Here is a 24,685-nt window from a genome sequence, read left to right as displayed (position 1 = left end):
CTCTGGGAGGAGACCTTATTTTCTCTTGATCAGCGCTTCAGCGGCATCGGCAATGGCGCACGGTGCCATGCCGAATTCATCGAGCAGCCATTCGGCTGAACCGGTATGGGCGAAGACGCCGGGAACGCCGAGACGCTTCATCGGCACAGGTGCATGATCGACCACGACTTCGGCGACGGCTGAACCGAGGCCGCCGAAGATCGAATGTTCCTCGGCCGTCAGGATCGCGCCGGTTTCCTTTGCTGCTGCTACGATGGCCGCCTCATCGATGGGACGCACCGTTGCCATGTTCAGTACGCGCACCTTGACACCGCGGCTGGCCAAAATGTCGGCGGCCTTGACGATACGGTGCGTCAGCGTGCCATTGGCGATCAGCGTCACATCGGAGCCTTCGCGCAACAGGTTGGCGCGGCCGAGTTCGAAGACGTGGCCTTCCGGCAGCAGGTCCGGCACGCCGACACGCGACAGGCGCAGGAAGCAGGGGCCGGCATAGTCCGCCGCCCATTTGACGGCGGCTGCCGTTTCGATACGGTCGCAGGGGGCGATTACCGGCAGGTTCGGCAGAACGCGGGTCCAGGCGAAGTCCTCGATGGAATGATGCGTCGGGCCGAGTTCGCCATAGGCCATGCCGGAGGAGATGCCGACCAGCTTCACATTGGCGTTCGAATAGGCAAGGTCCGCCTTGATTTGCTCCAGCGCGCGGCCGGTGAGGAAGCAGGATGCGCCGCAGACGAAGGGCAGCTGGCCGCCATTGGCGAGGCCGGCGCCAACGCCGACCATGTTCTGTTCAGCAATGCCGACATTGACGAGGCGTTCGGGGAATTTCGACTTGAAGCCGCCGAGCTTCGAAGAGCCGACCGAATCGTTGCAAACGGCGACGACCTTGTCATTGTTGGTAGCCAGCGCTTCCAGTGTCTCGGCGAAAGCGTCGCGGCAGTCATACAGCTTGGCGGCGGTTACGGGCGCGTTCATCACAATGTCTCCGAAAGTTCTTTGACGGCGATTTCATATTGTTCCCTGCTCGGAACCTTATGGTGCCAGTCGACACGGTCCTGCATGAAGGAAATGCCGTGACCCTTGTTGGTGTGGGCGACGATGCAATGCGGGCGGTCGCCGCGATGCTCCAGCGCCGGCACGACGTCCGCCATGGCGTTGCCGTTGATTTCGCTCACTTCCCAGCCGAAAGCCTCGAGCTTCGGGCGGAGCGGCGCGACATCATTGGTTTCCGAGAGCGCCGCACCCTGCTGGAAGCGGTTGTGGTCGACGATCAGCGTCAGATTGTTCAGGCCGAACTGCGCTGCGGACATGATGGCTTCCCAGTTGGAGCCTTCCTGCATCTCGCCGTCGCCGGTCATGACATAGGTGTGATAGTCCGCACCGGAAAGCTTGGCCGCCTTGGCCATGCCGACGGCAACAGGCAATCCATGGCCGAGCGGGCCGGTATTGGTTTCCACACCCGGCACCTTGTTGCAGTTCGGATGGCCGTTGAGGCGCGAATTCGGCTGCAGGAAGGTCGAGATTTCCTCTTCCGGAATGAAGCCGCGCTTGGCCAGTGTCACATAAAGCGCACAGGCCGTATGGCCCTTGGAAAGCACGAAACGGTCGCGGGTAGGGTTCTTCGGATCATCCGGCCAGATGCGCAGGACGCGGAAATAAAGGGCTGTCATGATGTCGATAGCCGACATTTCGCCGCCGACATGGCCCGCACCCGCTTCAAAAACAGCCTGTACGTCGCGAAGGCGAATCTGGCGCGCAATGCGCTCTAGCTCCTGGGGCTGCATGGAATCCTCTTCAAAACATGCGTGTGAATATTTATACAGATGTTTATATAATTGCAGAGATGGCGTTTCTGTCAAGCCGGAATTGTGGATTGTCTTGTTTCGGTCGAGCCGTTCTGTTCCGGTGTCGCAGAATTTTTCTTACGGAAGGATATTCGCGGCGTCCTCATCCCCGTATTTGTAACAGGGATTCCGCCAGCCAAAGTCCTGGGGTCGAAAGGACTCCTTCCGCCGCGTAGACGCGCGTCGGCTGGTTTCCTGTGACAGGCACAGGAATGAGGATAGGAACGCAAGTCGACCGCCTTGCCATCCTCCGCAGGGTCCCTTCTGCCATTAACGCCCTATTGACAAGCTTCGCGGAACTGGCTTATGCATGTTTCACCGGTCATGAATAATTATTCTAATCGGTTTAAAAAGTGCAAGGCAGTCACCGGGAGGAGCCATGTCCGCGATTGAACGCAACGAGGGGGTCACGCATACCAGGAGCCCGCTTGCCTGGCTGAGCGGCGCGACCGGACCTCTTTTGGGCCTGGTGCTGCTCTGCGTGTTTCTGACCTTCGCCAGCGAGAATTTCCTCTCGCTCAGAAATGGTCTCAACATTCTCGACCAGATCACCGTTCTCGGCATCATGGCCATTGGCATGACCTTCGTGATCCTGCTCGGCGGCATCGATCTGTCCGTCGGCTCGGTGCTGGCGCTGTCGATGATGATCATGGGCTGGACGGCCAATGTCGCGGGCATGCCGATGGGCATGGCCATCGTGCTGGCGCTGATCGCTTCTGCCGCCTGCGGCCTTGTTGTCGGTATTCTGGTTACGGCCTTTCGGGTGCCTGCGTTCATTGCCACGCTGGCCATGATGTCTGTGGCGCGTGGTCTCGCCAACATGATCACGGACGGACAGCAGATCGTCGGGTTTCCCGACTGGTTCATGATGCTGGCGATTGAGCGCCATTTCGGCGTGCTGACCGCGACCGTGCTACTGATGCTGATCGTGGTGCTGGTTTCCTGGGCTTTCCTGCGTTTCCGCTCCGAGGGCCGTACCGTCTATGCGGTGGGCGGTAATCCGGAAGTGGCGCGTCTTGCCGGCATCAACGTGCCGCTAGTGACGATCTGCGTTTATGTCGCCTGCGCGGTTCTTGCCGGTCTTGCCGGCATCGTTCTTGCCGCACGTCTCGACTCGGTTCAGCCCTCCAGCGGCTTCGGTTACGAGCTGGATACGATTGCGGCCGTTGTCATCGGTGGAACCTCGCTTTCGGGCGGTGCGGGCGGCATCGGCGGAACGCTGATCGGCGTGCTGATCATCGGCGTGCTGCGCAACGGCCTCAACCTGCTCAACGTCTCTCCCTTTCTCCAGCAGGTCATCATCGGTGTGGTCATCGTGCTGGCCGTGGGTGCTGAAACATTGCGTCGCCGCAGAAGCTGAATTTGCCTGCGGACGGTGCTGAGCCGTCCGCGCAATAAACGACCCTCCCGGCATGGGAGGCGTGAAAAAACGGCCGGAGGGGAGGAGGTTTGATCTGCCCGAAGGTCAAAAATCAACAAATGGAGGAATAATCATGAAATTTTCACGCATTCTGCTGACATCCGCCGCCCTTCTCGCCCTGTCGCTCGGCTCTGCCAATGCCGCAGAAGTCAAGAAGATCGGCCTTGCCGTCGCCAATCTGCAGGCGAACTTCTTCAACCAGATCAAGCAGGCCGTCGAAGCCGAAGCCAAGACGCGCGGCATTGCCGTCGTTACCGTCGACGCCAAGGGCGACGGCCCGACGCAGGTCAACCAGATCCAGGATCTGCTGACCCAGAATATCGATGCGCTGATCTATATCCCGGCCGGTGCCGCCGCCGCGACCGTTCCGGTGAAGCTTGCCAAGGCCGCCGGCGTTCCGGTCATCAATATCGACCGCAATGCCGATGGCGCGCCGGGCGATACCTTCCTCGCCACCGATTCCGTCGCTTCCGCCAAGGCGGTTTGCGACTACATCATCAAGCAGGCTGGCGGTTCGGGCAAGATGGTCATCATTCACGGCCAGAAGGGCACGACACCGGAAGTCGACCGCACCAAGGGCTGCATGGAATCGGTAAATGCCAATTCCGGCGTGAAGATCGTTGCCGAACAGTGGTCCAACATGTGGAGCCAGGACGAAGGCTTCCAGATCATGCAGAACATGCTGCAGGCCAATCCTGATGTCTCGATCGTCTTTGCGCAGGCGGACGGTCTGGCGCTCGGCGCGGCACAGGCGATCAAGGTCGCCAACCCTTCGCAGAAGATCGTCGTCGGTGGCTTCGATGGTGACACGGCCGCGCTTGAGGCGCTGAAGAACGGCGTGTTCGACGTGACCGCGACACAGCAGACCCAGAAGATGGGCCGCATGGCTGTTGACATGGCGGTCAAGATCGTCGGCGGCGAGAAGGTTCCGGCGGTGCAGCTCTCCGATGCGACGCTGACCACCAAGGAAAATGTCGAAGGCTTCATCGCCAACCATCCCTGATCCCTATGCCCCGCGCGTCCGACTGGATGCGCGGGGCATTCATTGGTTTGTCTTTACGCAATTTCGGACACGGAGCCGTGGTGTATCGCCACTGCGATTATGTCCTGGGAGGTCCCGTCATGCGCGAGCCGGTTCTTTCGCTCCGTGGCATCAGCAAACGTTACGGTCCGCTCGAGGTTCTGAAAGCCGTCGATCTCGACGTCTATCCGGGCGAGGTGGTCGCGTTGCTGGGTGAAAACGGTGCGGGCAAGTCCACGCTGTCCGGCATCATCGCCGGTTCGCGCGAGCCGTCCGAGGGCAAGATGACGTGGCTCGGTGAGCCCTTTGCGCCGTCGTCGCCACGCGAGGCGATCGACAAGGGTGTCGTCCTCATTCATCAGGAATTGAAGCTTCTGCCGGAGCTTTCCATCGCCGAAAACGTCTTCATTGGCCGCTGGCCGATGAAAAACGGGGTTGTCGACCGCGCCGAGATGCTGCGCAGAGCCCAGCAGCAGCTGGCGCGCCTCAACCTCCACATTCCCGCAACCCGCAAGGTGGCGGGTCTCTCGACCGCGAACCAGCAACTGATCGAAATCGCCAAGGCGCTGGCGCTGGATGCTAAACTCCTGATCCTCGACGAGCCGACGGCCGCACTTGGCGGTGCGGAAACGCAGGCGCTGTTCGAGCAGGTGCGCAAGCTGCGCGCCGAGGGCGTGGGCATCATCTATATTTCCCACCGCATGGAAGAGATCAAACAGATTACCGACCGTATCGTCGTGTTGCGCGACGGCGAGCGGGTGCATGAATTTGCCGACAGCGCGACGCCGGTGCGCACCATTGTTGAAAGCATGGTCGGCCGCTCGCTGGAACGCCTGTTCCCGGCGCTGCCGGAGCCGCAGGACAAGACGGTGCTGGAAGTGAAACGGTTGACTGGCGCGGACAATGCTTTCCGCGACATCAGCTTCAGCGTCCGCGCCGGTGAAATCCTTGGTATTGCCGGTTTGATCGGCGCGGGACGCACCGAGTTGGTGCGGGCCATTTCCGGTGCCGATCCGACTTTTGCAGGTGAGGTCCTGCTTGACGGAAAGGTGCTGACGCTGAAAAGCCCGGCAGACGCTATCGCCAAGGGCATCGTCATGGTGCCGGAAGACCGCAAGTTGCAGGGGCTGGTGGTGGAGCACGAGATCGGTGAAAACCTGATCTATGCCAATCTCGACCGTGTCGGCACCGGCTGGATCACGCCGCGCATCAAGCGCGCCTTTACAAAAGAGGCCATCGCCAGATTTGGGGTCAAGGGCCGTAGCGAACAGCCTGCCTCCGATCTTTCCGGCGGCAACCAGCAGAAGGTGGTCATCGCCAAATGGCTTGCCCGAAATCCGCGCGTGGTGGTGCTGGACGAGCCGACGCGCGGCATCGATGTCGGCGCGCGCGCGGGAATCTACGATATCATTGTCGGTCTGGCGAAAGACGGCGTGGCCGTCATCGTCGTCAGCTCCGATCTGGAAGAGGTGCTGGGCGTTTCGAACCGCATTCTCGTGCTCGCGCAGGGAAAACAGGCCGGCATCCTCAACCGCGACGAAGCAAACGATGTCTCGGTCATGGAACTGGCGACGATCTGAAGAAGGAAATAAAAATGTCCACCATCACCCTCAACGCGCCGAAATTGTTTGATCTTTCCGGTCAGGTGGCGCTTGTCACCGGCGCCGGCTCGGGCATCGGCCAGCGTATTGCCATGGGGCTTGCACAGTCGGGCGCCAATGTCGCGCTGCTCGATCGCCGTACCGATGACGGTCTGGCGCAGACGGCTGATTTCATCGCCAAGGCCGGGCGCAAGTCGGTCCAGATTGCTGCCGATGTCACCAGCAAGCAGGCGCTGACTGAAGCGGTTGCCCGCACGGAGGCAGAACTCGGCGCACTTTCGCTCGCCGTCAATGCGGCCGGCATCGCCAATGCCAATCCGGCCGAGGAGATGGAAGAAAGCCAGTTCCAGACGATGATGGATATCAACCTTAAGGGCGTTTTCCTCTCCTGCCAGGCGGAAGCCAATGCCATGCTGAAAAACGGCCGCGGCGCAATCGTTAACATTGCCTCCATGTCGGGCGTCATCGTCAATCGCGGGCTGATGCAGTGCCATTACAATGCCTCGAAGGCAGGCGTCATCCACATGTCGAAATCCATGGCGATGGAGTGGGTGGGGCGCGGCATCCGCGTCAACACCATCTCGCCGGGCTACACGGCGACGCCGATGAACACGCGGCCGGAAATGGTGCACCAGACCAAGCTGTTCGAAGAGCAAACGCCAATGCAGCGCATGGCGGGCGTGGATGAGATGGTCGGTCCGGCGATCTTCCTGCTGTCAGATGCGGCTAGTTTCGTGACGGGCGTGGATCTGCTGGTGGATGGCGGTTTCTGCTGCTGGTAGGGTTTTCGACGCGGAAGTATTGAGCTTCCTGGTCTGATAAACATGGACGTCCGTGCCAACCGACGGTTCACCACACTCCAGGTCATCCTCGGGTCAAGCCCGAGGATGACGGAGCTGGGAGGTTTCAGCACTTCAGTTACCCATTTCACGCCCGGCTTGCGCCGGGCGTTTTCGTACCCACAACACGAGCAGCAGCTCACGCAACCTGCTTCTGCGCCACTTCCTCGACAACCTCGCCCTTGAGGTAAGCGACAAGGTCCTTGATGGTCACGACGAGCAGGCCGTGGCGTTCGGCGAAAACCTTGAGCTGGGGCAGGCGGGCCATCGTTCCGTCGTCATTGGCGACTTCGCAGATGGTGCCGGAGGGGTATTTTCCGGCGAGGCGGCAGAGGTCCACGGCGGCTTCGGTATGACCGGTGCGGCCAAGGACGCCCTGAGGGTTGGCACGCAGCGGGAAGATGTGGCCGGGACGGGCGAAATCTTCCGGGCGCGATTCCTCGGAGACCAGCGCGCGAACAGTCTTTGCCCGGTCGGCGGCGGAAATGCCGGTCGTGGTGCCTGGAATATAGTCCACCGAGACGGTGAAGGCCGTCTTGAGGGATTCGGTATTGCGCGACACCATCAGCGGAATGTCGAGCGCATCGAGACGCTCGCCCGGCATGGCGACGCAGATCAACCCGCGCGCATGGTTCATCATGAAGGCGATCTGTTGTGGGGTGATGCTGTCGGAGGCGGCGATGATATCGCCTTCATTTTCGCGGTCTTCGTCGTCAACGACAATCACCATCTCGCCACGGGAAATGGCTTCGATGGCGTCTTTAATTCTAGCAATGGTCATTTTCTTTCAAGCCTTTCAAGGGTTATGCCGTTTTGCGGCATTTTCGCGCTTCGAGAAGCGCCAAATATCCCTTGGGCGAACAATGCAATGCGAAGCCCGCTCACGCGCGTGCGTCCTATGCCTTGTCCTCTTCCATCCGGACTATACCGTCGGCTCCGGCCTCTCACCGGATCTGCTGACCTTCCGGCTTTGGAGACCGGAAGCGCTCGCGGGCTCCGGGAAAAATCCCGATACCGCCGGTGGGGAATTGCACCCCGCCCTGAGAACGGAACCAACATAATTTATCCAATAGGGAGGAATCAAGGGGCGATGGTTCGTCGAACAAGAATCGCACAGAAAGAAATCTCCCGGAAAATGGTTCCTTCGAGCATTTTATTTCAGCGTGGTTCAGGTCGAGTTCCTGGCCAATATTTCCGTCGAAACAGACCCGATATTGGTGTAAAAAATCGTTGCCCGCCATTTGAATTGTTATATTTATATTGTTAATTTTGTTTGTGATTTTTATATTTCATTTATTAAAAGTAAATATAATTTATATTTAAAAGGATTGTTGCATGTCAGCGACGCAGCAAATATCTGAAAGTCCGCAATTGCTCGCCGCGATGGTCGCGGCGTCCACTGCTTTTACACTGTGGATACTTGGACAGTTTGTAGCGGTGGGGGTAGGATTCTGGAAAAAGTCCCGAGAAAAAGAGAAATTTATTAGGTCTCTCTATGCTGAGATCGACTTTAATACAGCCGATATGGCGATCTTTCTTGCCGCGCCTATTTCCTATGTGACTTTCAGGGAGCGTATCATGGAAAACAAAGATTTCGTTCCGCACATTACAGATGCACGACACACCCATTTCTATCTGAAGAATATCGATTCAATATCGGCCACTGGAAGAGAGTATATTGGCGATGTCGTCTATTTCTATGGTGTTCTGGATAAAATTCGCGCCAAGATAGATGGAATATACCGGAAGAGTTTTACCAATATTTCACTCGAAGGTCGAGAAAGTGCCATTCGCAGCCTCTACGAACACGCGGAAGAGGCAAAGAAAACCGGCGAGAATCTTTTGCAGACGATGGAAGGAAAATACAGGGGATACAAACTAAAGCGAAAAATCCGTTCGCCGGGAATCTCAAAAAAACAAAAAGCGCCGAAACCATAGTTCGACGCTTCGCTTCTTACAGTGGAAGCACGCTTAGATCAAAGTAGGATAGGATCTGGCCCGATCATGTTGAGAACTCCCGCGTTGAATATGTAATCTTGTCTCATGATCAGTGTGGCATGTCAATGATTTGCCGAAGTGACAAAATTTGCGAGTAAGCCGCCGGTTTCAGCGGGTCAGTGTCGGCCAACCTTTTCCTCGTTACTTCACATATATTGTGATGAAAGCGTTTGATCGCAAGATAAGAGCCTTCTCCGAGAGAAGCTTACCGATCCCGCAAACGCAATTCATCGGTCTGCATCTGCAGTGAGCCGAGCGTCGACAGGAAGCTCATGCCGAGCAGGCTCTGGCCCAATTGGCCATCCTGCGCGACGAGGGCGGGGATGTTGCGTCTGGCTATGGGGCCGATGCCGATTTCGGAGAGCGTAACGGGGGCAGCCGCCGTGCGGCCATTCGCGGTCATGACAGGTACGGTATAGCGGAGGTTTGTGGTGTCGATGCCGATTGCTGCCGCATCCGCATTGGCGAGGACCACCGAGCTTGCGCCGGTATCGACCAGCATATGGATCGTCTTGCCCTCGACGGTGACATTCGCCTCGAAATGGCCGCTCATCGATTTATGCAGCACGATCTCCTGTTCACCGCCTGATGTCGTCACCACCACGGCACGACCGGGCATCAGGCCGCCGAGCAGCCGGTCGCCGAAGGATTGCAGATCGTAGCGATAGAGATAGAGCGAGACGAGGCCGAGAATGATGACGAGCCAGACAGCGAGCTGGCGGATGACGGTACTGAGGCTGCCGCGTCTTCCCGCCAGAATGCCGGCGGATAACAGGCCGGCAATCGGCAGAAGATAAAGCACGTGGGCGAATTGATCATTGTCGATGCCGAGTGTCCGGCCGCCGTCGTGATTGATGAGAAGCAGGCCAAGGCCGACGGCCAGCAGAAGGAGAACGATGGTCAGCCTGTTCATGCGGTATGTGTCTCCTTGGCGGTCTTGGGCAGGTTTGCCAGTCTTTGCGGCAGCAACGCCATGATTTCGCGCCTCTTCTCATCGCTATATCCCGCCCAGCCGCCGATTTCATCCAGCGTACGGCCGCAGCCGATGCAGAGGCTCACGGTTTCATCGAGGCGGCAGATATGAATGCAGGGTGTTTCCATGATGATTTATATCAGGCCGTCACGCTGCAAGGGCAAGGGCGACGAGAATCACGATCTCCGTGATCTGCTGGCAGGCGCCGATGGTGTCGCCGGTATGGCCGCCGATCTTGCTGTCGCAGAGCCTGCCGAAAAACGCCGCCGCCAGAAAGGCTGCCGCCAGCACAAGGGCAATCGACAGAAGAGGCAGGGCGTGCAGCGTGAAGAGTGTGAAAAGCAGCAGCCCGATCACCAGCGCGATGTTGCGCTCGTTTGTTCCCGGCTGGCCGGCGCCGGCAGCGATTCCGGAGGTTTTGGCAGCGGGCAGGGACTGCCAGTGCCACACCATCGGGGCGCGGCTGAGGACGAGTGCGGCAATCAGGCAGGCGGCGGCGGTTTTTCCCGGCAGGGTCTCGACCAGCGATGCGAGTGCCGTGGCGCGCAGCGCGAAGGACAGGACCATGGCGATGGTGCCATAGCTGCCAATGCGGCTGTCTTTCATGATCTCAAGGGTGCGGGCCTTGTCCTTGCCGCTGCCGAAACCGTCAGCCGTGTCGGCCAGCCCGTCCTCATGCAGTGCGCCTGTGATGAGCGCTGTCAGGCCGATGGCAAGCCAGCCGGTGAGCTGCGGTGACGCGTCGAAACCGGCGAAAACCACCACAAGGAAAGCGGCGGGCAGGGCGATCAGCAGGCCGGCGGCTGGAAAGGCGCGGGCAGTGCGACGCATCGACACGCCGTCGGTATTGTCGAAAAACCGTGAGGGAACCGGCAGGCGGCTGAGAAAGGCAACGGAATGCATGACATCTGTTATAAAATCCCCGGCCTTCATGCTCTCTCCGTTGCAGTCGCTGCATTTCCGGTTGTTCCGCGGCGCATCCGCGATTATGAGAGGCGCAACAAAGACCGATTTGCCGGAAAACACAAGTTCCGGACGCATGAGCCGATGCGAAAGCCAACCCGGCGATGAGAGAGACAGATATCATGAGCATGAGCGGATTGCCCTTCGACGATTTTCGCGCGCTGCTGCGCGAGCTTCCCGGCCCGGATACCCATGCGCTTGTGGCGGCCAAGGAGCGCAATGCGCAGCTGACCAAGCCTGCCGGTTCGCTCGGACGTCTGGAAGAAATCGCCATGTGGCTCGCCGCATGGTCCGGCCGTTCGCCCGCCGTCACCCGTCCGCTGGTGGCGATCTTCGCCGGCAACCACGGCGTCACCCGGCATGGGGTTACGCCCTATCCGACATCCGTCACCCAGCAGATGGTGGAAAATTTCGCCGCAGGTGGCGCGGCGATCAACCAGATCTGTGTTGCCAATGATCTCGGCCTGAAAATCTTCGACCTGGCGCTCGATTATCCGACCGGCGACATTACCTGCGAGCCGGCACTTTCGGAGCGCGACTGTGCCGCCACCATGGCCTTTGGCATGGAAGCGATTGCCGGCGGCACCGATCTTCTCTGCGTCGGCGAAATGGGTATCGGCAACACGACGATTGCCGCCGCCATCAATCTGGCGCTCTACGGCGGCACGGCGGAAGAATGGACCGGCCCCGGCACCGGCTCGGAAGGCGAAGTCATGGCCCGCAAGATCGCGGCGGTGAAGGCCGCGGTGGAGTTCCACAAGGACCATCTGTCCGATCCGCTCGAAATCATGCGCCGCCTCGGCGGGCGTGAGATTGCGGCGATTGCCGGCGCGATCCTTGCCGCCCGCGTGCAGCGCATTCCCGTGCTGATCGACGGTTATGTGGCGACGGCCGCTGCCGCTCTCCTGAAGGCGGCCAATTCTTCGGCGCTCGACCATTGCCTGATCGGCCATGTCTCGGGTGAGCCGGGCCATCTAGCCGCCGTTGAAAAACTTGGCAAGACGCCGCTTCTGGCGCTTGGCATGCGGCTTGGTGAAGGCACGGGGGCAGCCCTTGCCGCCGGCATCGTCAAGGCCGCTGCCGCCTGCCATTCCGGCATGGCAACGTTCGAGGCGGCGGGTGTGGACACCCGTATCAGCTCCCGCACCGACCACTGAGGCCGAAGATGGACGCGACGCCGCAAAGCCCGAAACCGGAACCCGTCTTTCGCAAGGAAAAAGGCTGGCGGCATCTTTTTGCCGCCGCGCGTTATTCCGTGCAGGGGCTTGGCCGTCTGTGGCAGGAGGCAGCGTTTCGCCATGAGGTTCTCGCCTTCGGCGTCGGGCTTGCCCTGCTTCTTGCGGTCGGCTCACCCTTTGCGCATCTTCTTGTTTTCACGGTGCTGATGCTGCTGCTGTTTTCGGTGGAGGCGTTGAATACGGCGATCGAGGAGCTGGTGGACCGCATTTCGCCGGAAATCTCCTCCGTTGGACGGCATGCCAAGGACCTTGGCTCCTTTGCCGTCTTCTGCCTGTTGATGGCGAACGGATTTTTCGTGCTGTATTCGCTGGTGACGACGCTGTTCTTCTAAGGTCTCTTCAGCCTTATGCGAAGGACCGGCGGCGCGGCTGGATGGCGTGGGTTTCTTCCACGGCCGGCAGGCTCTGCAACACACGTTTTGCCGGCAGGATGGCGATCCCTTCGGTGCCTTCGCGCAACTTCGATTTCAGGATGAACTGGCCATCATGCTTGGCGAGGATGGCCTGGACGATGGGCAGGCCAAGGCCGGTTCCCTGTTCCGCGCTCTTGATCGCAATCGATCCTTGACCGAAGGCGGACAGCACCACCGGAATTTCATCTTCGGGAATGCCGGGGCCGTTATCCCTGATCGAAACATATTGCCCGCCGCCCGCCGTCCAGCCGGCCTTCACCAGAATCTCGCCGCCCTGCGGGGTGAATTTCACCGCATTGGAGAGCAGGTTGAGAATGACCTGACGGATGGATTTCTCGTCGGCCCAGACCTGCGGCAGGCTGCTTTCGAACTGCTGGGAAATCCGGATATTCTTGGCGCGGGCGCGCAGCTGGATCATGCCGATGCAATCCTCGGCGATTTCCAGCATGGAGATGGACTCTTCGTTGAGATCGTAACGGCCGGCCTCTATGCGCGACAGGTCGAGGATTTCGTTGATGAGGTCTAGCAGATGCTGGCCGGAGCGGTGGATATCGCCGGAATATTCCTTGTAGAGCGGATTGTTGAGCGGACCGAGCACCTCTGAAGACATGACCTCGGAGAAGCCGAGAATGGCGTTGAGCGGGGTTCTGAGCTCATGCGACATGGAGGCGAGAAAGCGCGATTTCGCCAGATTGGCTTCTTCCGCACGTCGTCGCGCCTCGTCGGACATCGAATTGGCGACTTCGAGTTCGGCGATCAGGTCGTCTTTCTCCGTCTGAGATGACAGGAGCTTGATGCTGGTCTGGTAAAGCCGGCTGGTGATGCGATGACAGAAGAGGATGGCCATGCCGAACATCAGCGCGAGACCGACATCGAAAGGATTGCGTGAGATTGCCGAAGTCATGCAGAGAGCCGCAAGCACCGGCAAAAAGGTCATGAAGGTCGCCCGCCGCAGCATGAAATTGGCCATGGCGGTGAGCGACAGCGCGATCAGCAGCGTCGAGCCCTTGAAGAAAAGGACGAGCGTCGGGTCGTTGCGAACCGGTTCGGTCAGCGCAAACATCGCCCAGGCGCAGCCGATGAGGATCTGCATGCCGAGGAAGAGGCTTTTCCAGCGCTTAAGATTGTCGGCCGTGATTTCCTGTTTTGCCGCACGCTTGGCCAAGAGCAGAGAGAAAGCGTGGAAGCTCAGCGCCATCAACGACCAGATGATCAGACTGATGTCGCGGGTGATGTAAAGGCCGATGATGGAGGCGAGCACGATGAAAAGCGGCATGATCATCGCGCCCTGCAGGGTTTCGGCGATGTGCATGGTTAGCATTTCGCGTTCATAGGCGTCGCTTGCGCCGGCCCCTTGTTGCAGGCGTTCACGCGTCGTCTTCACCGTGTCGAAAACCGCCTTGTTGCGGTGTTTTTTCGACCGGTCGACGATGATCTTGTCGGTGGACGTGCTGACGCTTTTACTCATTGTTACAACGCAGGGTGACATGAACCCTTGCAGACTACGCGCAAAATCTTAAGAAGATGCTGCTGGGAAAGGATTTGTTTGCCATTTCTGACAAGGGTTTGTTGTTACATGAGACGAAATGGAGGCAAGAGCAGGCGTTTTTCTGCATTTCGCGATGGCGGACTTTTTGTCGCCACGGTTTTTCTCGGCATTCTGATTGCCGCCAAGCTCGACCAGATCAACAGCGAGACCTATAAGGGCCGCTTCTTCGTGATCGACGGCGATACGCTCTCGATGGGTGAGGAACGTTTCCGGCTGCTTGGCATCGATGCGCCCGAGCTTGCGCAGACATGCCTGCGTGGCAGCGAAAGCTGGCCGTGCGGCGAGGAGGCGCGTCGTGTCCTGCAAAGGCTGGCCGGGGTGGCCGACTTTTCCTGTTCCGGCAGTTCCAGGGACAGTTACGGGCGGCGGTTGGTTTATTGTTCCGCCGGCGGCAGGGATGTCTCGTCGGAAATGGTGTCGGCGGGTTTTGCCGTCGCATCCGGTTATTTCCAGTTCTCCAGCGAGCAGGCGGCGGCGCGCAGGCGGGAACGCGGAATCTGGGCGGGAGAATTCGAAAAACCGTCGCAATGGCGACGGGAGCATCGCGGCGCGGATCTGGAAACGCCGCCGTGGGGTTTTCTCACAATTGTCCGTCATCTTCTGGGGTGGGATCATGGTTGAGCTGGCGCCGGTGCGTGATGACGGGCTGGACGGATTACGCGGCGAAATCGCGCGCTGTCGGCTCTGTCGCGACAAGCCGCTCAAGGGAATGGCCGATCGCCTGCCGCACGAACCCAGGCCGGTGGTCGTCATGTCGACCAAGGCGCGCATCCTGATTGCCGGGCAGGCGCCGGGGCTTCGCGTCCATGAAACAGGGCTGCCGTTCAACGACGCCTCGGGCGACAGGCTGCGCCTGTGGCTGAACGTCGATCGGCAGACGTTCTACGATCCGGATCGTTTCGCCATCGTGCCCATGGGCTTTTGTTTTCCCGGTTATGACGAGAAGGGCAGCGACCTGCCGCCCCGGCGCGAATGTGCGCCGCAATGGCGTGAGCGGGTAATGGCGGCGATGCCGCAGGTGGAGCTGATCCTCGCTGTCGGCCAATATGCGCAGGCGTTTCACCTGGGGGAAAGGCGGCGCAAGACCATGACGGAAACGGTGCAGGACTGGCGCAGCTATCTCCACGCGAATTCCGGTCCCGGAATTCTTCCCTTGCCGCATCCAAGCTGGCGCAATACCGGCTGGCTGAAGAAGAACCCGTGGTTCACGTCGGAACTGCTGCCAGTTCTGCGGCAATATGTGGAAATGCGGCTTTAGTGAAACAATTTTCTGTTTTTTTGCGAAAATTAGTGTATTGAAAGGAAATTAATTCAGGAGGATAGACGCATTGGATCGCCTTGACCGTAAGATTTTGCGCATTCTGCAAGAGGATTCCACGCTGGCCGTTGCCGATCTGGCGAAAAAGGTCGGTCTTTCCACGACGCCCTGTTGGCGGCGTATCCAGAAGATGGAGGAAGACGGCGTCATCCGCCGGCGCGTGGCCTTGCTCGATCCGGTCAAGGTCAACACCAAGGTCACGGTATTTGTTTCCATCCGCACAGCCTCCCATTCCATTGAGTGGCTGAAGCGTTTCTCCGAGGTGGTTTCCGAGTTTCCGGAAGTCGTCGAATTTTACCGCATGAGCGGCGATGTCGATTATCTGCTGCGCGTGGTAGTGCCCGATATTGCGGCCTATGACGCCTTCTATAAGCGCATGATCGCCAAGATCGAAATTCGCGATGTCTCCTCCGCCTTCGCGATGGAGCAGATCAAATATACGACCGAGCTGCCGCTCGATTACATGCTGCTGGACAATCCAAAATCCGGCGAGGAGTGATCCGCCGCCAATCCGGTTTTGGAGCAATGCCCTTTCCGGTAGTCGGGGAGGGCATTTTTCGTTTTGCGGGTTTCGGTGACGGAAAATCGAATCTCTTCAAGCCGCTGGGTGGTCTTGATGAGATATTGATTCAGCAAAGAAGCAGACGTGGCGTTGAAACGAGCGTCCGCCGCTTGTTTCTTCTCCCCGGCGGAGAGAAGAAACATGCCGCGACGCTGCCTCAGCCTTTGAGCTTGGCGATAATCAGATGGCCGGGCGTCGGATTGCCGTCCTGCATGCGCACGTTGATGTCGGTCACTTCAACGACCTCGAAACCGGTCGCGGCCAGTCTTTCCCGAACATAGGTTTCCGCATGGGCGAAACGCTGGTGCGGGCCGACCATATAGGGACGTCCGGCCAGGGTATCTTCGGGCAGGGTTTCCGACGAGAAGATCAGCAGGCCACCGGCGTTGAGGTTTTCGGCGGCGCCGAAAAACAGTGGCTCCAGCGCGCCGAGATAGGGCAGCACATCGGTGGCAGTGATGATGTCGAAAGGTTCGTCGTCATTGTCTTCAAGAAAATCCTCGGCTTCGGCGACGTAGAGCGTCTCGTAGAGGTCTTTCTCGTGGGCGATTTCGACCATGTTTTCGGAAATGTCGATGCCGGTGATGTCGTCTGCCATATCGCGCAACGCTTCGCCGGTGAGGCCGGTGCCGCAGCCGAGATCGAGCAGGCGCTTGAAGGGACCGAGGTTCAGCGTCTGCAGCCGCTGGCGCACCATCATCGGCACGGCGTAACCGAGCTGCTCGACAAGAATGTCCTCGAAAGCTTCGGCGTGCTGGTCGAACAGGGTTTCGACATAGGCGTCAGGCGCTTTCGGCGGGGTTTCGCCCCGGCCCATGGCGGCGATGCGCACGGCCGCGCCGCCATGATCGTCCGGATCGATGGCCAGAACCTCTTCATAGGCCTTGACCGCCGCGTCCACATCGCCGGCTTTTTCAAGCGCGAGCGCACGGTTATAGGCCTCGGCAAGCGCCTCTTCGTCGATTTTCTGGTTCTTCGTCATCGTGCCTTATCCGTCAGCATCTTCAGTTGAGGTTTGCTGTAAGCCGCATCGGGGACGGGCGCAATGTTTATGTGGTGCGACGGCTCAGTGGATGATGAACTCCCCTTTGAGCGCGCGCCATTCCTGCGCCGAGATTACCTGCCGGTGCACGTAGCGGACGGAGTGCAGCGGTCCGTCGAGCTTTTCCTTCCAGAATTGGAGGAAGCCATGCATTTCGGGGAAGTCTGGGGCAAGATCATAGTCCTGCCAGACATAGGTCTGGAGAACCAGCGGATGATCCGGCAGGCGATAAAATATCTGGGCGGTGGTGAGGCCGTAGCCCCTCAGCATCATTTCCATGTCCTTGTTCATGACGGCGGTTCCCGTTTCCATGATTGCCGATCACAGCGTTGCCGCTGTATCGAATATGGGAACACGTCATGGTTAACCCAAGCTTGCCAAAGACATGGATACGTCACAAATTTGTTATATTTTTCAGAGTGTTGGCAGCCTCTCCTGATGAGTGCTGCCAACTTTGCGGCTAGCGCTTGAGGTGACGGGTCAGGCGTGCTTCCAGCCATGCCCAGACATGCCGCAGCGTTTCGACGATCGCCAGGTAGAAGATCGCGGCCCAGAGGTAGGCCTGATAGTCGAAGGTGCGGGAGAAGGCGTAACGGGTCTGGCCCATCAGGTCGAAGACCGTGACGATCGAGACCACGGCCGAACCCTTGATCATCAGGATGATCTCGTTGCCATAGGGACGCAGCGCCACGATGAGCGCCTGCGGCAGGATGATCTTGCGGAAAGTGACGAATTTCGACAGGCCGAGCGAGGCGGCGCCCTCATGCTGGCCGCGCGGTACGCTGCGGATCGCGCCGCGCAGGATTTCGGCCTGATAGGCGGCGGTGTTGAGTGTGAGCGACAACAGGCCGCAATACCAGGCCTCGCGGAAAAACCACCACAGGCCGACGGTTTCCAGCCCCTGGCGGAAACTGCCGAGGCCGTAATAGATCAGGAAAAGCTGCGCCAGTAGCGGCGTGCTGCGGAAGACATAGACATAGGCATAGGCCAGCGCGCCGACGATGCGGTTTTCCGACATGCGGCCGAAGGCGATCGGCACGGAAAGAATGGCGCCGAGAATGATCGAGCTGCCGACGAGGGTGATGGTGGTGATGAGACCGTCGATATAGCGCGGTCCGTAGCGCTGGAATTTGTCCCAGTCCCAGCCCTCGATCATGGCGAAGATCAGCGCGGCGGCGAGCAACAGCCAGAGCGTGATGACGGCGACGCCGACGATGCGCGAAATATTGAGCGGCTTGTCCGCGACGGCCGGTGCGGGGCGGGGCGGGATGAGTTCCTGAATATGGCTCATCTGCTCGCCTCCGACTTGCGCGACCAGCGATCGATGAAGCCTATGCCAATGGAGGATAGCAGCGCGAGGATGAGGTAGAGCAGGCAGGCGATGCTGTAGAAGAAGAAGGCTTCCTTGCTGACGCGGGCGGCGATGCCCGTCTGGCGAACGATATCGGCAAGGCCGATGATCGACACGTAGGACGTGTCTTTGAGCAGGATGACCCAGAGATTGGTCATGCCGGGCAGGGCGATGCGGACAAGTTGCGGAATGATGATGAGCACCATTGTGCGGCCCCGCGAAAGCCCCAGCGCCGCACCCGCCTCATATTGTCCCTTCGGTATGGCCTTGAAGGCGGAGAGCAGCACTTCAGACGCATAGGACGAAAACACCACCGAGAGCGCCACCATGCCGGCCACGAAGGCGTTGATCTCGATCGGACCGGTGAAGCCGACATAACCGGCCGCCGATTGCAGCAGCATCTGGATGCCGTAATAGACGATGAAGAGCGTCAGCAGTTCCGGCAGGCCGCGGAAGATGGTGGTGTAGATGCCGGTCGCCAGCCGCAGCGATTTTTCTTCCGATTGTGCGGCGAGCGCGATGAGAAAACCGATCAGCAGCCCCACGGGCAGGGTGGCAAGCGCCAGCGAGATGGTGACCTTGACGCCGAAGGCGATTTCATCGCCCCAGCCCGCATCGCCGCAGGCGACGAGAGTGCCGTTTCCGAAAAGCGAGAAGAGACCGACCGGCCCGCAAAAGGGATCGAGAAGTGTCGAGACATAGGTCCAGAACGCACCTATGGCGGAAAATGCTCCGCTCATGCCAATTTTCCCCTGCGGTCTTAAGCCGCCGTGATTGTTATTGTGACGTTTTCAAACAAAAATGGCGGAAGGGCAACCCTTCCGCCACGAGATTTCAACAGGCCGAACGGGCTTACTCGCCGTAAACGTCGAAATCGAAGTATTTTTTGTTGATCTCCTGATACTTGCCGCTGGCACGAATGGCGGCGATGGCGGCGGTGAACTTGTCGGCAAGCGCCGTGTCACCCTTGCGGACGGCGACGCCCGCGCCATTGCCGTTGATCTCGACATCGACCGGAAGCGGCGTCAGGATCTTGCAGCAGGCGCCCGCATCCGTCTTCAGCCATTCCGACAGCACGACGATATCGTCGATGACGGCGTCGATACGGCCATTGGCGATGTCGAGCTTATATTCGTCGGCGGTCGGATACATCTTCACGTCGGCATCCGGGAAATGCTTTTCTGCATAGTTGGAGTGGGTGGTGGAACCTTGCGCGCCGAGCGCCTTGCCCTTCAGATCGTCGACGGACTTGATCGGAGAATCCTTCGGCACGGCGATGGCCGGCGGGGTGTTGTAATATTTCTTGGAGAAGTCGACCTTCTCGAGACGCTCGGGCGTGATCGACATGGACGCGATGATGGCGTCGAACTTCTTGGCCTGCAGGGCGGGGATGATGCCGTCCCAGTCATTGGTGACGAAGGTGCACTCGGCCTTCATTTGCTCACACAGCGCCTTGGCGATGTCGATGTCGAAGCCGGTCAGCGTGCCGTCGGCTTCGAGATTGTTGAAGGGCGGGTAGGCGCCTTCCGTGCCGATGACGATCTTGTCCTGCGCAAGCGCAGCGCCCGAAAACAGCGAGATGGCGGCAATCGATACGGCTGCGAGCAGACGGGTGGAAATAGGCATTTCGATCCTCTCTTTTGGTCGTTCATCCGCGGTCTGTTGTTGTTTTCAGTGCGGACGCCATGGTCGCTGGGCGCAGCGGTGTACCGCCTGCCGCCTGAGCGCGATTGGGATTATTCATCCGGTTGGTCAAAAAATGCAACTGCAATATTAGTGATCGCGTTTGTGCCGCAGAGCTTCCACGAAAAGGCCTTGATCTGTTCATTTCCGGTACAGAAGCATCTGGTCATCATGGGAACCGGAGCGTGTGTTAGGCGTTGAACAGCGCCTGCGTGCCAAGCCGGGCCCACGACGTCGCATAATTTGCGACCCATAAATGACGGCAGATGAGGAAGCACTGATGCTGAAGAAGAAAAACACATTGCTGACCGGGGTGGTTTTTCCGCTCATGTCTCTCGCGATCGCGGTCGAGCCAGCAGCGGCGGGCTTTGCCGGTGCGTCCCGCGCGCAGGCGCCGATCTCGCAGGTAGCGCCCGGACAGATCATTCTGGCGCAGGCGGAGCCGGCACAGGAAAACCCGGAAGAGGAACTCAAGAAGAAGCGTCAGCAGGCGGAGGAGGCGCAGCCCCAGGCCGAGCCCAAGCGTGAGGAACGCGCCCCGGAGCCCCAGCGCGAGCCGGAACCAAAGCGCGAGGCGGCCCCGGCCGAACCTCGCCCCGAGCCCAAGCGCGAGGCGCCTCCAGAACCGCAGCAGCGTGAGGCGCGTCCCGAACCGGCACCTGCCGAGCAGCCGCAGGAGCGTCCCCGCACGCCTGAGCGCGCGAAGGAACCGCAGGGCGAGGGCGAACAGCGCCCGGCCCGCCAGCGCGAAGCAGCCCCGGAAGCAGCGCCTGCCGAACAGCAGCCGCAGGAACGCCCGCGCAAGCCCGCCCGCGCTGAACAGCCGGCGGCAGATGGCGAGCAGCGACCCGAGCGCCCGCGCAGGGAGCCAGCGAAGGAACCGGCCGCCGAGCAGCAGCCTGCCGCGCGGCCTGAAAATTCCGAGCAGCCTGCCAAGCCCGCGCCCGAGAAGAAGCCGGTAGAAGAAAAAGCACCGGAGCAGAAAGCGGCACCGGCCGAAAAACCCGTGCCCGAGAAGAAACCCGCAGCGCCCGAGCCGGCTGCGAAAGAAGCACCGGTTCCGACAGAGGCGCCCACGCCCGCACGCCCGCCTGCTCCCGAAGCACAGCCCAACCCCGCTCCCGGCCAGCAGCCTTCAGAGCAGCCACCGGTTAAGGGTGAACCCGCAGCCCCACTGCCGGGCACACCGACGCCGCCGCCAAGCGGTGCGACAACCGGACAGGCGCCGGCCGGAGAAGCCGTTCCCAATCAGGTCGCTATTCCACAAACGGAAGCGCCGCCGATGACGAAGGAAGAGCTGGACAAGGCCAAGGCAATCGCCAAGGACCCGTCCAAGACCGCCGATACCGTCATTCTGCCGGTCGATAAGGGCGCCGCCGTTCTCGACAGCGACAAGGAAGTGGAACGTTCCGGCAATCGCCAGACCCGCGAGGAGCGCCGCCGTGAACGCGAACAGGCGGGTGACGTGAAGGTTCCGACCTCCGACGCGGAGGCGCAGCGCGCCGGCGCGGCTGAAGGCAAGGCTCCGCCGCCGCCCGTCAAGATGGAGGCCATCACCTCGCAGCAGGGCGAGCGTGTCGACCGTCGCCCGCAATATGAGCGGCCGGAAGGCGTGCGCGAATGGCAGCCACGCGAAGGCCGCCCGCGTGATCGCGACCGCAATGCGCCGATCATCCTGCAATTCGGCGACCGCGTCGTGGTGCGCGGCGACGACAACCAGCGCTTCATCCGCGATGGTGGCGAGCCCTATTACGAGCGTCTGCCTGGCGGCCGTGTCCGCGAAACCGTGGAGCGCCGTGACGGAACGCAGGTGGTGACGATCCGCAACCGTTATGGTGACGTGATCCAGCGCTCGCGCATCGACGATCGCGGCCGCGAATATGTGCTGTTCTATGCGCCGGAACTGATGGAAGATCCCGACCGCGACTACGTCTATCGCGATCCGGGCCTCGACCTGCCGCCGATGCGCCTGCGCATTCCCGTGACGGACTACATCATCGACACCTCGAGCGATCCGGACCGCGATTATTATCGCTTCCTGGAACAGCCGCCGGTCGAGCCGGTGGAGCGGGTCTATTCGCTGGATGAAGTGCGATACTCGGCCCGTATCCGCGACAAGGTGCGCCGTATCGACCTCGATACCATCACCTTCGCCACCGGCAGCGCCGAAATTCCGATGGCGCAAGCCCGTTCGCTGCGCAAGGTGGCGGATGCAATCAACAAGGCGCTGGATAAAAATCCGGGTGAAACCTTCCTGATCGAAGGTCATACCGATGCCGTCGGTTCGGATGAAAGCAACCTCGTTCTGTCCGACGAGCGCGCCGCCTCCGTCGCCAATGTGCTGACCGATGTCTACGGCATTCCGCCGGAAAACCTCGCGACGCAGGGCTATGGCGAGCGGTACCTGAAGGTCCAGACGCTCGGCCCGGAACAGCAGAACCGCCGCGTCACTATCCGCCGCGTGACGCCGCTGGTGAAGCCGGTCGCTCAGAACTGATTGGGTTCCGATGAAAAAAAGGGCCCGGAAGGCGTAAGCTCTCCGGGCCTTTTTGTTGTCGTGACGGGTCTTTCCTGCAACTCGACGTCATCCTCGGGCTCGTCCCGAGGATCCAATCACGTCTCACCGGGCGAGGCGTCGCAGATGCCCGGGACAGGCCCGAGCATGACGGAGGGGAAGTTTGCGACCTGCGACTTCCGGGAAGTCAAAAGCTCGCGACTCTTCTTTATTTTGACGAAGCCTCTCTGCTGTCAAACGGAACGAAGAGGGCAGAAATGGCCTCAGCTCAACGCCACGGCGATTTCCGCAGCAAGCTGCGCATTGTTGCGCACCAGCGCGATATTGGTTTCCAGGCTGCGGCCATCCGTCAGGCGGAAGATGTCGCCAAGCAGGTAGGGGGTAACTTCCTTGCCGGTCACTTCGTCGCGTTCGGCGTGGGATATGGCACGGTTGATGTAGATTTCCATCTCCTCGCGCGGAATTTCATCCTCTTCCGGCACGGGATTGGCCACCAGCATTCCGCCATCGATACCCAGCTGTTCGCGGGTCGCCTGGAAATTGGCAATGGCTGCGGGGCTGTTGAGAGAGAGCGGGCTCGGCAGGCCGGAGGAGCGCGACCAGAAAGCCGGGAATTCTTCCGAGCCGAAGGTTACGACCGGTACGCCGTTGGTTTCGAGGACTTCAAGCGTCTTCGGGATGTCGAGGATAGCCTTGGCACCAGCGCACACGACGATCACGCCGGTCTTGGCAAGCTCGGTCAGGTCGGCGGAGATGTCGAAGGTCTCTTCAGCACCCTTGTGCACGCCGCCGATGCCGCCGGTGGCAAAAACGCGAATGCCGGCGCGAGCGGCGGCGATCATGGTCGCTGCAACCGTGGTCGCGCCTGTCCGGCGCTCGGCGATCGCAAAGGCGATATCGGCGCGCGAGACCTTCATGGCGTCGGTGGTCTTCGCCAGCGCCTCGAGCTGGTCTTTCTCAAGGCCGATATGCAGGGTGCCGTGAATGACCGCGATTGTGGCCGGAACCGCACCCTGATCGCGGATGATCTGTTCGACGCTTTCCGCCATTTCGATATTGCCGGGGTAAGGCATGCCGTGGGTGATGATGGTCGATTCGAGCGCGACGATCGGCGCGCCGCGCTGCTTGGCGGCGGCGACTTCCTGAGAATAGACGATGGGCAGGAGCGGGGAGATGGGGCGGGTCATTTCATCTGTTCCAGTTTTTAAAAGCGGGTTCATGCCAGCATTTCAGCCTGGGGAACAAGCCCCAACATGGCATCGACACTGTCTTTTGATAGGTCTTGCGAGGTGGCGAAGGGCGATTGCACGGTGATAGCCGCTGCCGCAGCCCCCCGTCTCAATGCCTCCGAGATTGTTTCTCCCTCGGCAATGGCGGCGAGATAACCGGAGGCCATGGCATCACCGGCGCCGGTGACATCCTTCACCTCGCGGATAAGGGGTGGGTGGAGGATTGCTTTTCCCGTCCCGTTGAAGGCCACGACTTCGCTTGCGCCGCGCGTGACGACGCCGCCGGAAAGCCCGGCCTTGCGCAGAATGTCCGGCCAGTCACGGACATTGGCCGCCGTCTCGCCGGTCAGCGCGCGGGCTTCCGCTTCGTTCATGAAGAGGATGTCGATATCGCCGAGCGCCGCCTTCAGCTTCACAGCCTTGGCCGGCGAAATGGCTATGGCCGCCAGCGGCTTCTCACAGGTGCGGGCGATGAGGCCAAGCGCCGTCAGCGTATCCTCGGGCAGGTTGGCATCGCAAAGCAGGATATCGCTCGTCGTTATCGCCTCGCGCACGGCGCGTATCTTGAGGCGGCGCGGGGTGAAGAGTTTGTAGAGATCCATATCGGCAAGCGCGATGACGAGGTTGCCATCGCGCTCCAGAATGGCTGTGTAGCTTGGCGTGCGCCGGTCGAGGAAGGTGAACGGCGTGTCTTCCACGCCCGCCTGACGTGCGGCCTCCGCCACCGCTTCGCCCGTCACGTCGCCGCCGCGCGGCGCGATGATGCGGACCTGAAAGCCGAGCCGGGAAAGATTGCGCGCGGCGTTGAAACCGCCGCCGCCCGCCTCTTCCATCCACGAGCCGGGGTTGCTGGCGCCCGGCGCCGTTTCAGTCTCGATCATGCCGCGTCTGTCGATATGCGCGCCGCCCAGAACGAGTATTTTCTTCACGCTTGCGTTTCCCTCTCTGGCGGATGGAAAGACCGGACGATTCGGCCTAAACTGACGTCTTCCTGACCTCGCCTCCGGTTTGCGGCTATGGGCCGCGCACAGAAAAACGAAAGCAGAACAAACGACTTATCACTATTTGTTTTCAATATGCTGGCTCAGCCTTGTGAAATGAGAACAAATAGAGTACATACCGTTTCCAT

26 protein-coding genes and 1 riboswitch are annotated in these 24,685 nt (G+C 60.2%); of the genes, 11 read left to right on the top strand and 15 right to left on the bottom strand.

All coding sequences use genetic code 11. From position 1 onward, the window contains the following. Positions 1–15: 15 nt before the first annotated feature. Both PL597_RS17590 and PL597_RS17585 read right to left on the bottom strand, forming a co-directional pair. Positions 16–972, bottom strand: coding sequence for a transketolase family protein (locus tag PL597_RS17590; protein ID WP_271365817.1), 957 nt, complete (start codon positions 970–972; stop codon positions 16–18). Further along, on the bottom strand, positions 972–1,781 hold the full coding sequence (locus PL597_RS17585; protein ID WP_137410625.1) for a transketolase: 810 nt from the start codon (positions 1,779–1,781) through the stop codon (positions 972–974). Before PL597_RS17585 ends, PL597_RS17590 begins: the two co-directional genes overlap by 1 nt. 439 nt (positions 1,782–2,220) lie before the next feature. On the opposite strand from PL597_RS17585, the gene PL597_RS17580 reads away from it, so the two are divergent. The 4 genes from PL597_RS17580 to PL597_RS17565 all read left to right on the top strand — a co-directional run bounded on the left by PL597_RS17580 (position 2,221) and on the right by PL597_RS17565 (position 6,665). Continuing rightward, complete coding sequence (locus PL597_RS17580; RefSeq protein WP_271365815.1) at positions 2,221–3,201, top strand: ABC transporter permease; 981 nt, start codon at positions 2,221–2,223, stop codon at positions 3,199–3,201. 133 nt (positions 3,202–3,334) lie between these two features. Next, positions 3,335–4,264: a sugar ABC transporter substrate-binding protein gene (locus PL597_RS17575; RefSeq protein ID WP_173989411.1), complete on the top strand. Its 930-nt coding sequence runs from the start codon at positions 3,335–3,337 to the stop codon at positions 4,262–4,264. 119 nt (positions 4,265–4,383) lie between these two features. Next, positions 4,384–5,862 carry a sugar ABC transporter ATP-binding protein gene (locus PL597_RS17570; protein WP_271365814.1) on the top strand — a complete coding sequence of 493 codons (1,479 nt, stop codon included), beginning with the start codon at positions 4,384–4,386 and terminating at the stop codon, positions 5,860–5,862. A gap of 14 nt (positions 5,863–5,876) precedes the next feature. Beyond that, the gene (locus tag PL597_RS17565) at positions 5,877–6,665 is read left to right on the top strand and encodes an SDR family oxidoreductase (protein WP_271365813.1); all 789 of its coding nucleotides are present in this window, start codon (positions 5,877–5,879) and stop codon (positions 6,663–6,665) included. Between the two features lie 196 nt (positions 6,666–6,861). Here PL597_RS17565 and ribB read toward each other — a convergent pair whose 3' ends face one another. Continuing rightward, on the bottom strand, positions 6,862–7,503 hold the full coding sequence (gene ribB / locus PL597_RS17560; protein WP_271365812.1) for a 3,4-dihydroxy-2-butanone-4-phosphate synthase: 642 nt from the start codon (positions 7,501–7,503) through the stop codon (positions 6,862–6,864). A 120-nt stretch (positions 7,504–7,623) separates the two neighbouring features. Continuing rightward, positions 7,624–7,774: riboswitch (FMN riboswitch) on the bottom strand. 283 nt (positions 7,775–8,057) lie between these two features. On the opposite strand from ribB, the gene PL597_RS17555 reads away from it, so the two are divergent. Beyond that, complete coding sequence (locus tag PL597_RS17555) at positions 8,058–8,660, top strand: hypothetical protein (RefSeq protein ID WP_271365811.1); 603 nt, start codon at positions 8,058–8,060, stop codon at positions 8,658–8,660. Positions 8,661–8,925: 265 nt separating this feature from the next. Here PL597_RS17555 and PL597_RS17550 read toward each other — a convergent pair whose 3' ends face one another. The 3 genes from PL597_RS17550 to PL597_RS17540 are packed head-to-tail and all read right to left on the bottom strand — an operon-like array spanning position 8,926 to position 10,626. Then, a complete protein-coding gene (locus tag PL597_RS17550) occupies positions 8,926–9,633 on the bottom strand; it encodes a TIGR02281 family clan AA aspartic protease (RefSeq protein ID WP_077983810.1) in 708 nt (235 codons plus the stop codon). Further along, positions 9,630–9,821 carry a DUF1289 domain-containing protein gene (locus PL597_RS17545; RefSeq protein WP_137410623.1) on the bottom strand — a complete coding sequence of 64 codons (192 nt, stop codon included), beginning with the start codon at positions 9,819–9,821 and terminating at the stop codon, positions 9,630–9,632. Before PL597_RS17545 ends, PL597_RS17550 begins: the two co-directional genes overlap by 4 nt. A 19-nt stretch (positions 9,822–9,840) precedes the next feature. Continuing rightward, entirely contained in the window at positions 9,841–10,626 is a 786-nt protein-coding gene (locus PL597_RS17540; protein WP_321186475.1) for an adenosylcobinamide-GDP ribazoletransferase, read from the bottom strand. Positions 10,627–10,778: 152 nt separating this feature from the next. Between PL597_RS17540 and cobT the strand changes: the two genes are divergently transcribed. Both cobT and PL597_RS17530 read left to right on the top strand, forming a co-directional pair. After that, on the top strand, positions 10,779–11,813 hold the full coding sequence (gene cobT / locus PL597_RS17535) for a nicotinate-nucleotide--dimethylbenzimidazole phosphoribosyltransferase (RefSeq protein ID WP_137410621.1): 1,035 nt from the start codon (positions 10,779–10,781) through the stop codon (positions 11,811–11,813). A gap of 8 nt (positions 11,814–11,821) precedes the next feature. Beyond that, positions 11,822–12,226 (top strand): diacylglycerol kinase, encoded by a 405-nt coding sequence (locus PL597_RS17530; protein WP_080790424.1) that lies wholly within the window; start codon positions 11,822–11,824, stop codon positions 12,224–12,226. Between the two features lie 13 nt (positions 12,227–12,239). Here the strand turns inward: PL597_RS17530 and pdhS2 are convergent, their stop codons facing one another. Continuing rightward, a complete protein-coding gene (gene pdhS2, locus PL597_RS17525; protein ID WP_077983806.1) occupies positions 12,240–13,775 on the bottom strand; it encodes a two-component system sensor histidine kinase PdhS2 in 1,536 nt (511 codons plus the stop codon). Positions 13,776–13,883: 108 nt separating this feature from the next. Between pdhS2 and PL597_RS17520 the strand changes: the two genes are divergently transcribed. The 3 genes from PL597_RS17520 (at position 13,884) to PL597_RS17510 (ending at position 15,673) form a co-directional block, all read left to right on the top strand. Next, on the top strand, positions 13,884–14,477 hold the full coding sequence (locus PL597_RS17520) for a thermonuclease family protein (RefSeq protein ID WP_077983805.1): 594 nt from the start codon (positions 13,884–13,886) through the stop codon (positions 14,475–14,477). Beyond that, the gene (locus PL597_RS17515; protein WP_162520293.1) at positions 14,470–15,114 is read left to right on the top strand and encodes a uracil-DNA glycosylase family protein; all 645 of its coding nucleotides are present in this window, start codon (positions 14,470–14,472) and stop codon (positions 15,112–15,114) included. Before PL597_RS17520 ends, PL597_RS17515 begins: the two co-directional genes overlap by 8 nt. A gap of 70 nt (positions 15,115–15,184) precedes the next feature. After that, positions 15,185–15,673: an Lrp/AsnC family transcriptional regulator gene (locus tag PL597_RS17510; protein ID WP_003507846.1), complete on the top strand. Its 489-nt coding sequence runs from the start codon at positions 15,185–15,187 to the stop codon at positions 15,671–15,673. Here PL597_RS17510 and PL597_RS17505 read toward each other — a convergent pair. From PL597_RS17505 to PL597_RS17480, 6 genes are all read right to left on the bottom strand, one after another. Continuing rightward, a complete protein-coding gene (locus PL597_RS17505) occupies positions 15,634–15,879 on the bottom strand; it encodes a hypothetical protein (protein ID WP_269825055.1) in 246 nt (81 codons plus the stop codon). The two genes, PL597_RS17510 and PL597_RS17505, sit on opposite strands and share 40 nt — an antisense overlap. Positions 15,880–15,893: 14 nt before the next feature. Further along, on the bottom strand, positions 15,894–16,718 hold the full coding sequence (locus PL597_RS17500) for a class I SAM-dependent DNA methyltransferase (protein WP_077983804.1): 825 nt from the start codon (positions 16,716–16,718) through the stop codon (positions 15,894–15,896). 84 nt (positions 16,719–16,802) lie between these two features. Beyond that, on the bottom strand, positions 16,803–17,069 hold the full coding sequence (locus tag PL597_RS17495) for an usg protein (RefSeq protein ID WP_077983841.1): 267 nt from the start codon (positions 17,067–17,069) through the stop codon (positions 16,803–16,805). A 169-nt stretch (positions 17,070–17,238) separates the two neighbouring features. Beyond that, positions 17,239–18,069 carry an ABC transporter permease gene (locus PL597_RS17490; RefSeq protein ID WP_142911477.1) on the bottom strand — a complete coding sequence of 277 codons (831 nt, stop codon included), beginning with the start codon at positions 18,067–18,069 and terminating at the stop codon, positions 17,239–17,241. After that, entirely contained in the window at positions 18,066–18,869 is an 804-nt protein-coding gene (locus PL597_RS17485; RefSeq protein ID WP_077983802.1) for an ABC transporter permease, read from the bottom strand. Before PL597_RS17485 ends, PL597_RS17490 begins: the two co-directional genes overlap by 4 nt. Positions 18,870–18,981: 112 nt before the next feature. Next, positions 18,982–19,755 carry an ABC transporter substrate-binding protein gene (locus PL597_RS17480; RefSeq protein ID WP_077983801.1) on the bottom strand — a complete coding sequence of 258 codons (774 nt, stop codon included), beginning with the start codon at positions 19,753–19,755 and terminating at the stop codon, positions 18,982–18,984. Between the two features lie 337 nt (positions 19,756–20,092). Between PL597_RS17480 and PL597_RS17475 the strand changes: the two genes are divergently transcribed. After that, positions 20,093–22,309 carry an OmpA family protein gene (locus tag PL597_RS17475; protein WP_137410617.1) on the top strand — a complete coding sequence of 739 codons (2,217 nt, stop codon included), beginning with the start codon at positions 20,093–20,095 and terminating at the stop codon, positions 22,307–22,309. A 281-nt stretch (positions 22,310–22,590) separates the two neighbouring features. Here PL597_RS17475 and PL597_RS17470 read toward each other — a convergent pair whose 3' ends face one another. Both PL597_RS17470 and PL597_RS17465 read right to left on the bottom strand, forming a co-directional pair. After that, positions 22,591–23,514: a pseudouridine-5'-phosphate glycosidase gene (locus PL597_RS17470; RefSeq protein WP_077983800.1), complete on the bottom strand. Its 924-nt coding sequence runs from the start codon at positions 23,512–23,514 to the stop codon at positions 22,591–22,593. 29 nt (positions 23,515–23,543) lie between these two features. Further along, positions 23,544–24,485, bottom strand: coding sequence for a carbohydrate kinase family protein (locus PL597_RS17465; protein ID WP_269827071.1), 942 nt, complete (start codon positions 24,483–24,485; stop codon positions 23,544–23,546). Between the last annotated feature and the right edge of the window lie 200 nt (positions 24,486–24,685).

Source organism: Agrobacterium sp. ST15.13.013 (assembly GCF_027956525.1).
In the GTDB taxonomy this organism is placed as follows: Bacteria; Pseudomonadota; Alphaproteobacteria; order Rhizobiales; family Rhizobiaceae; genus Agrobacterium; species Agrobacterium salinitolerans.
This window is presented reverse-complemented; position numbering and strand designations above follow the sequence as displayed.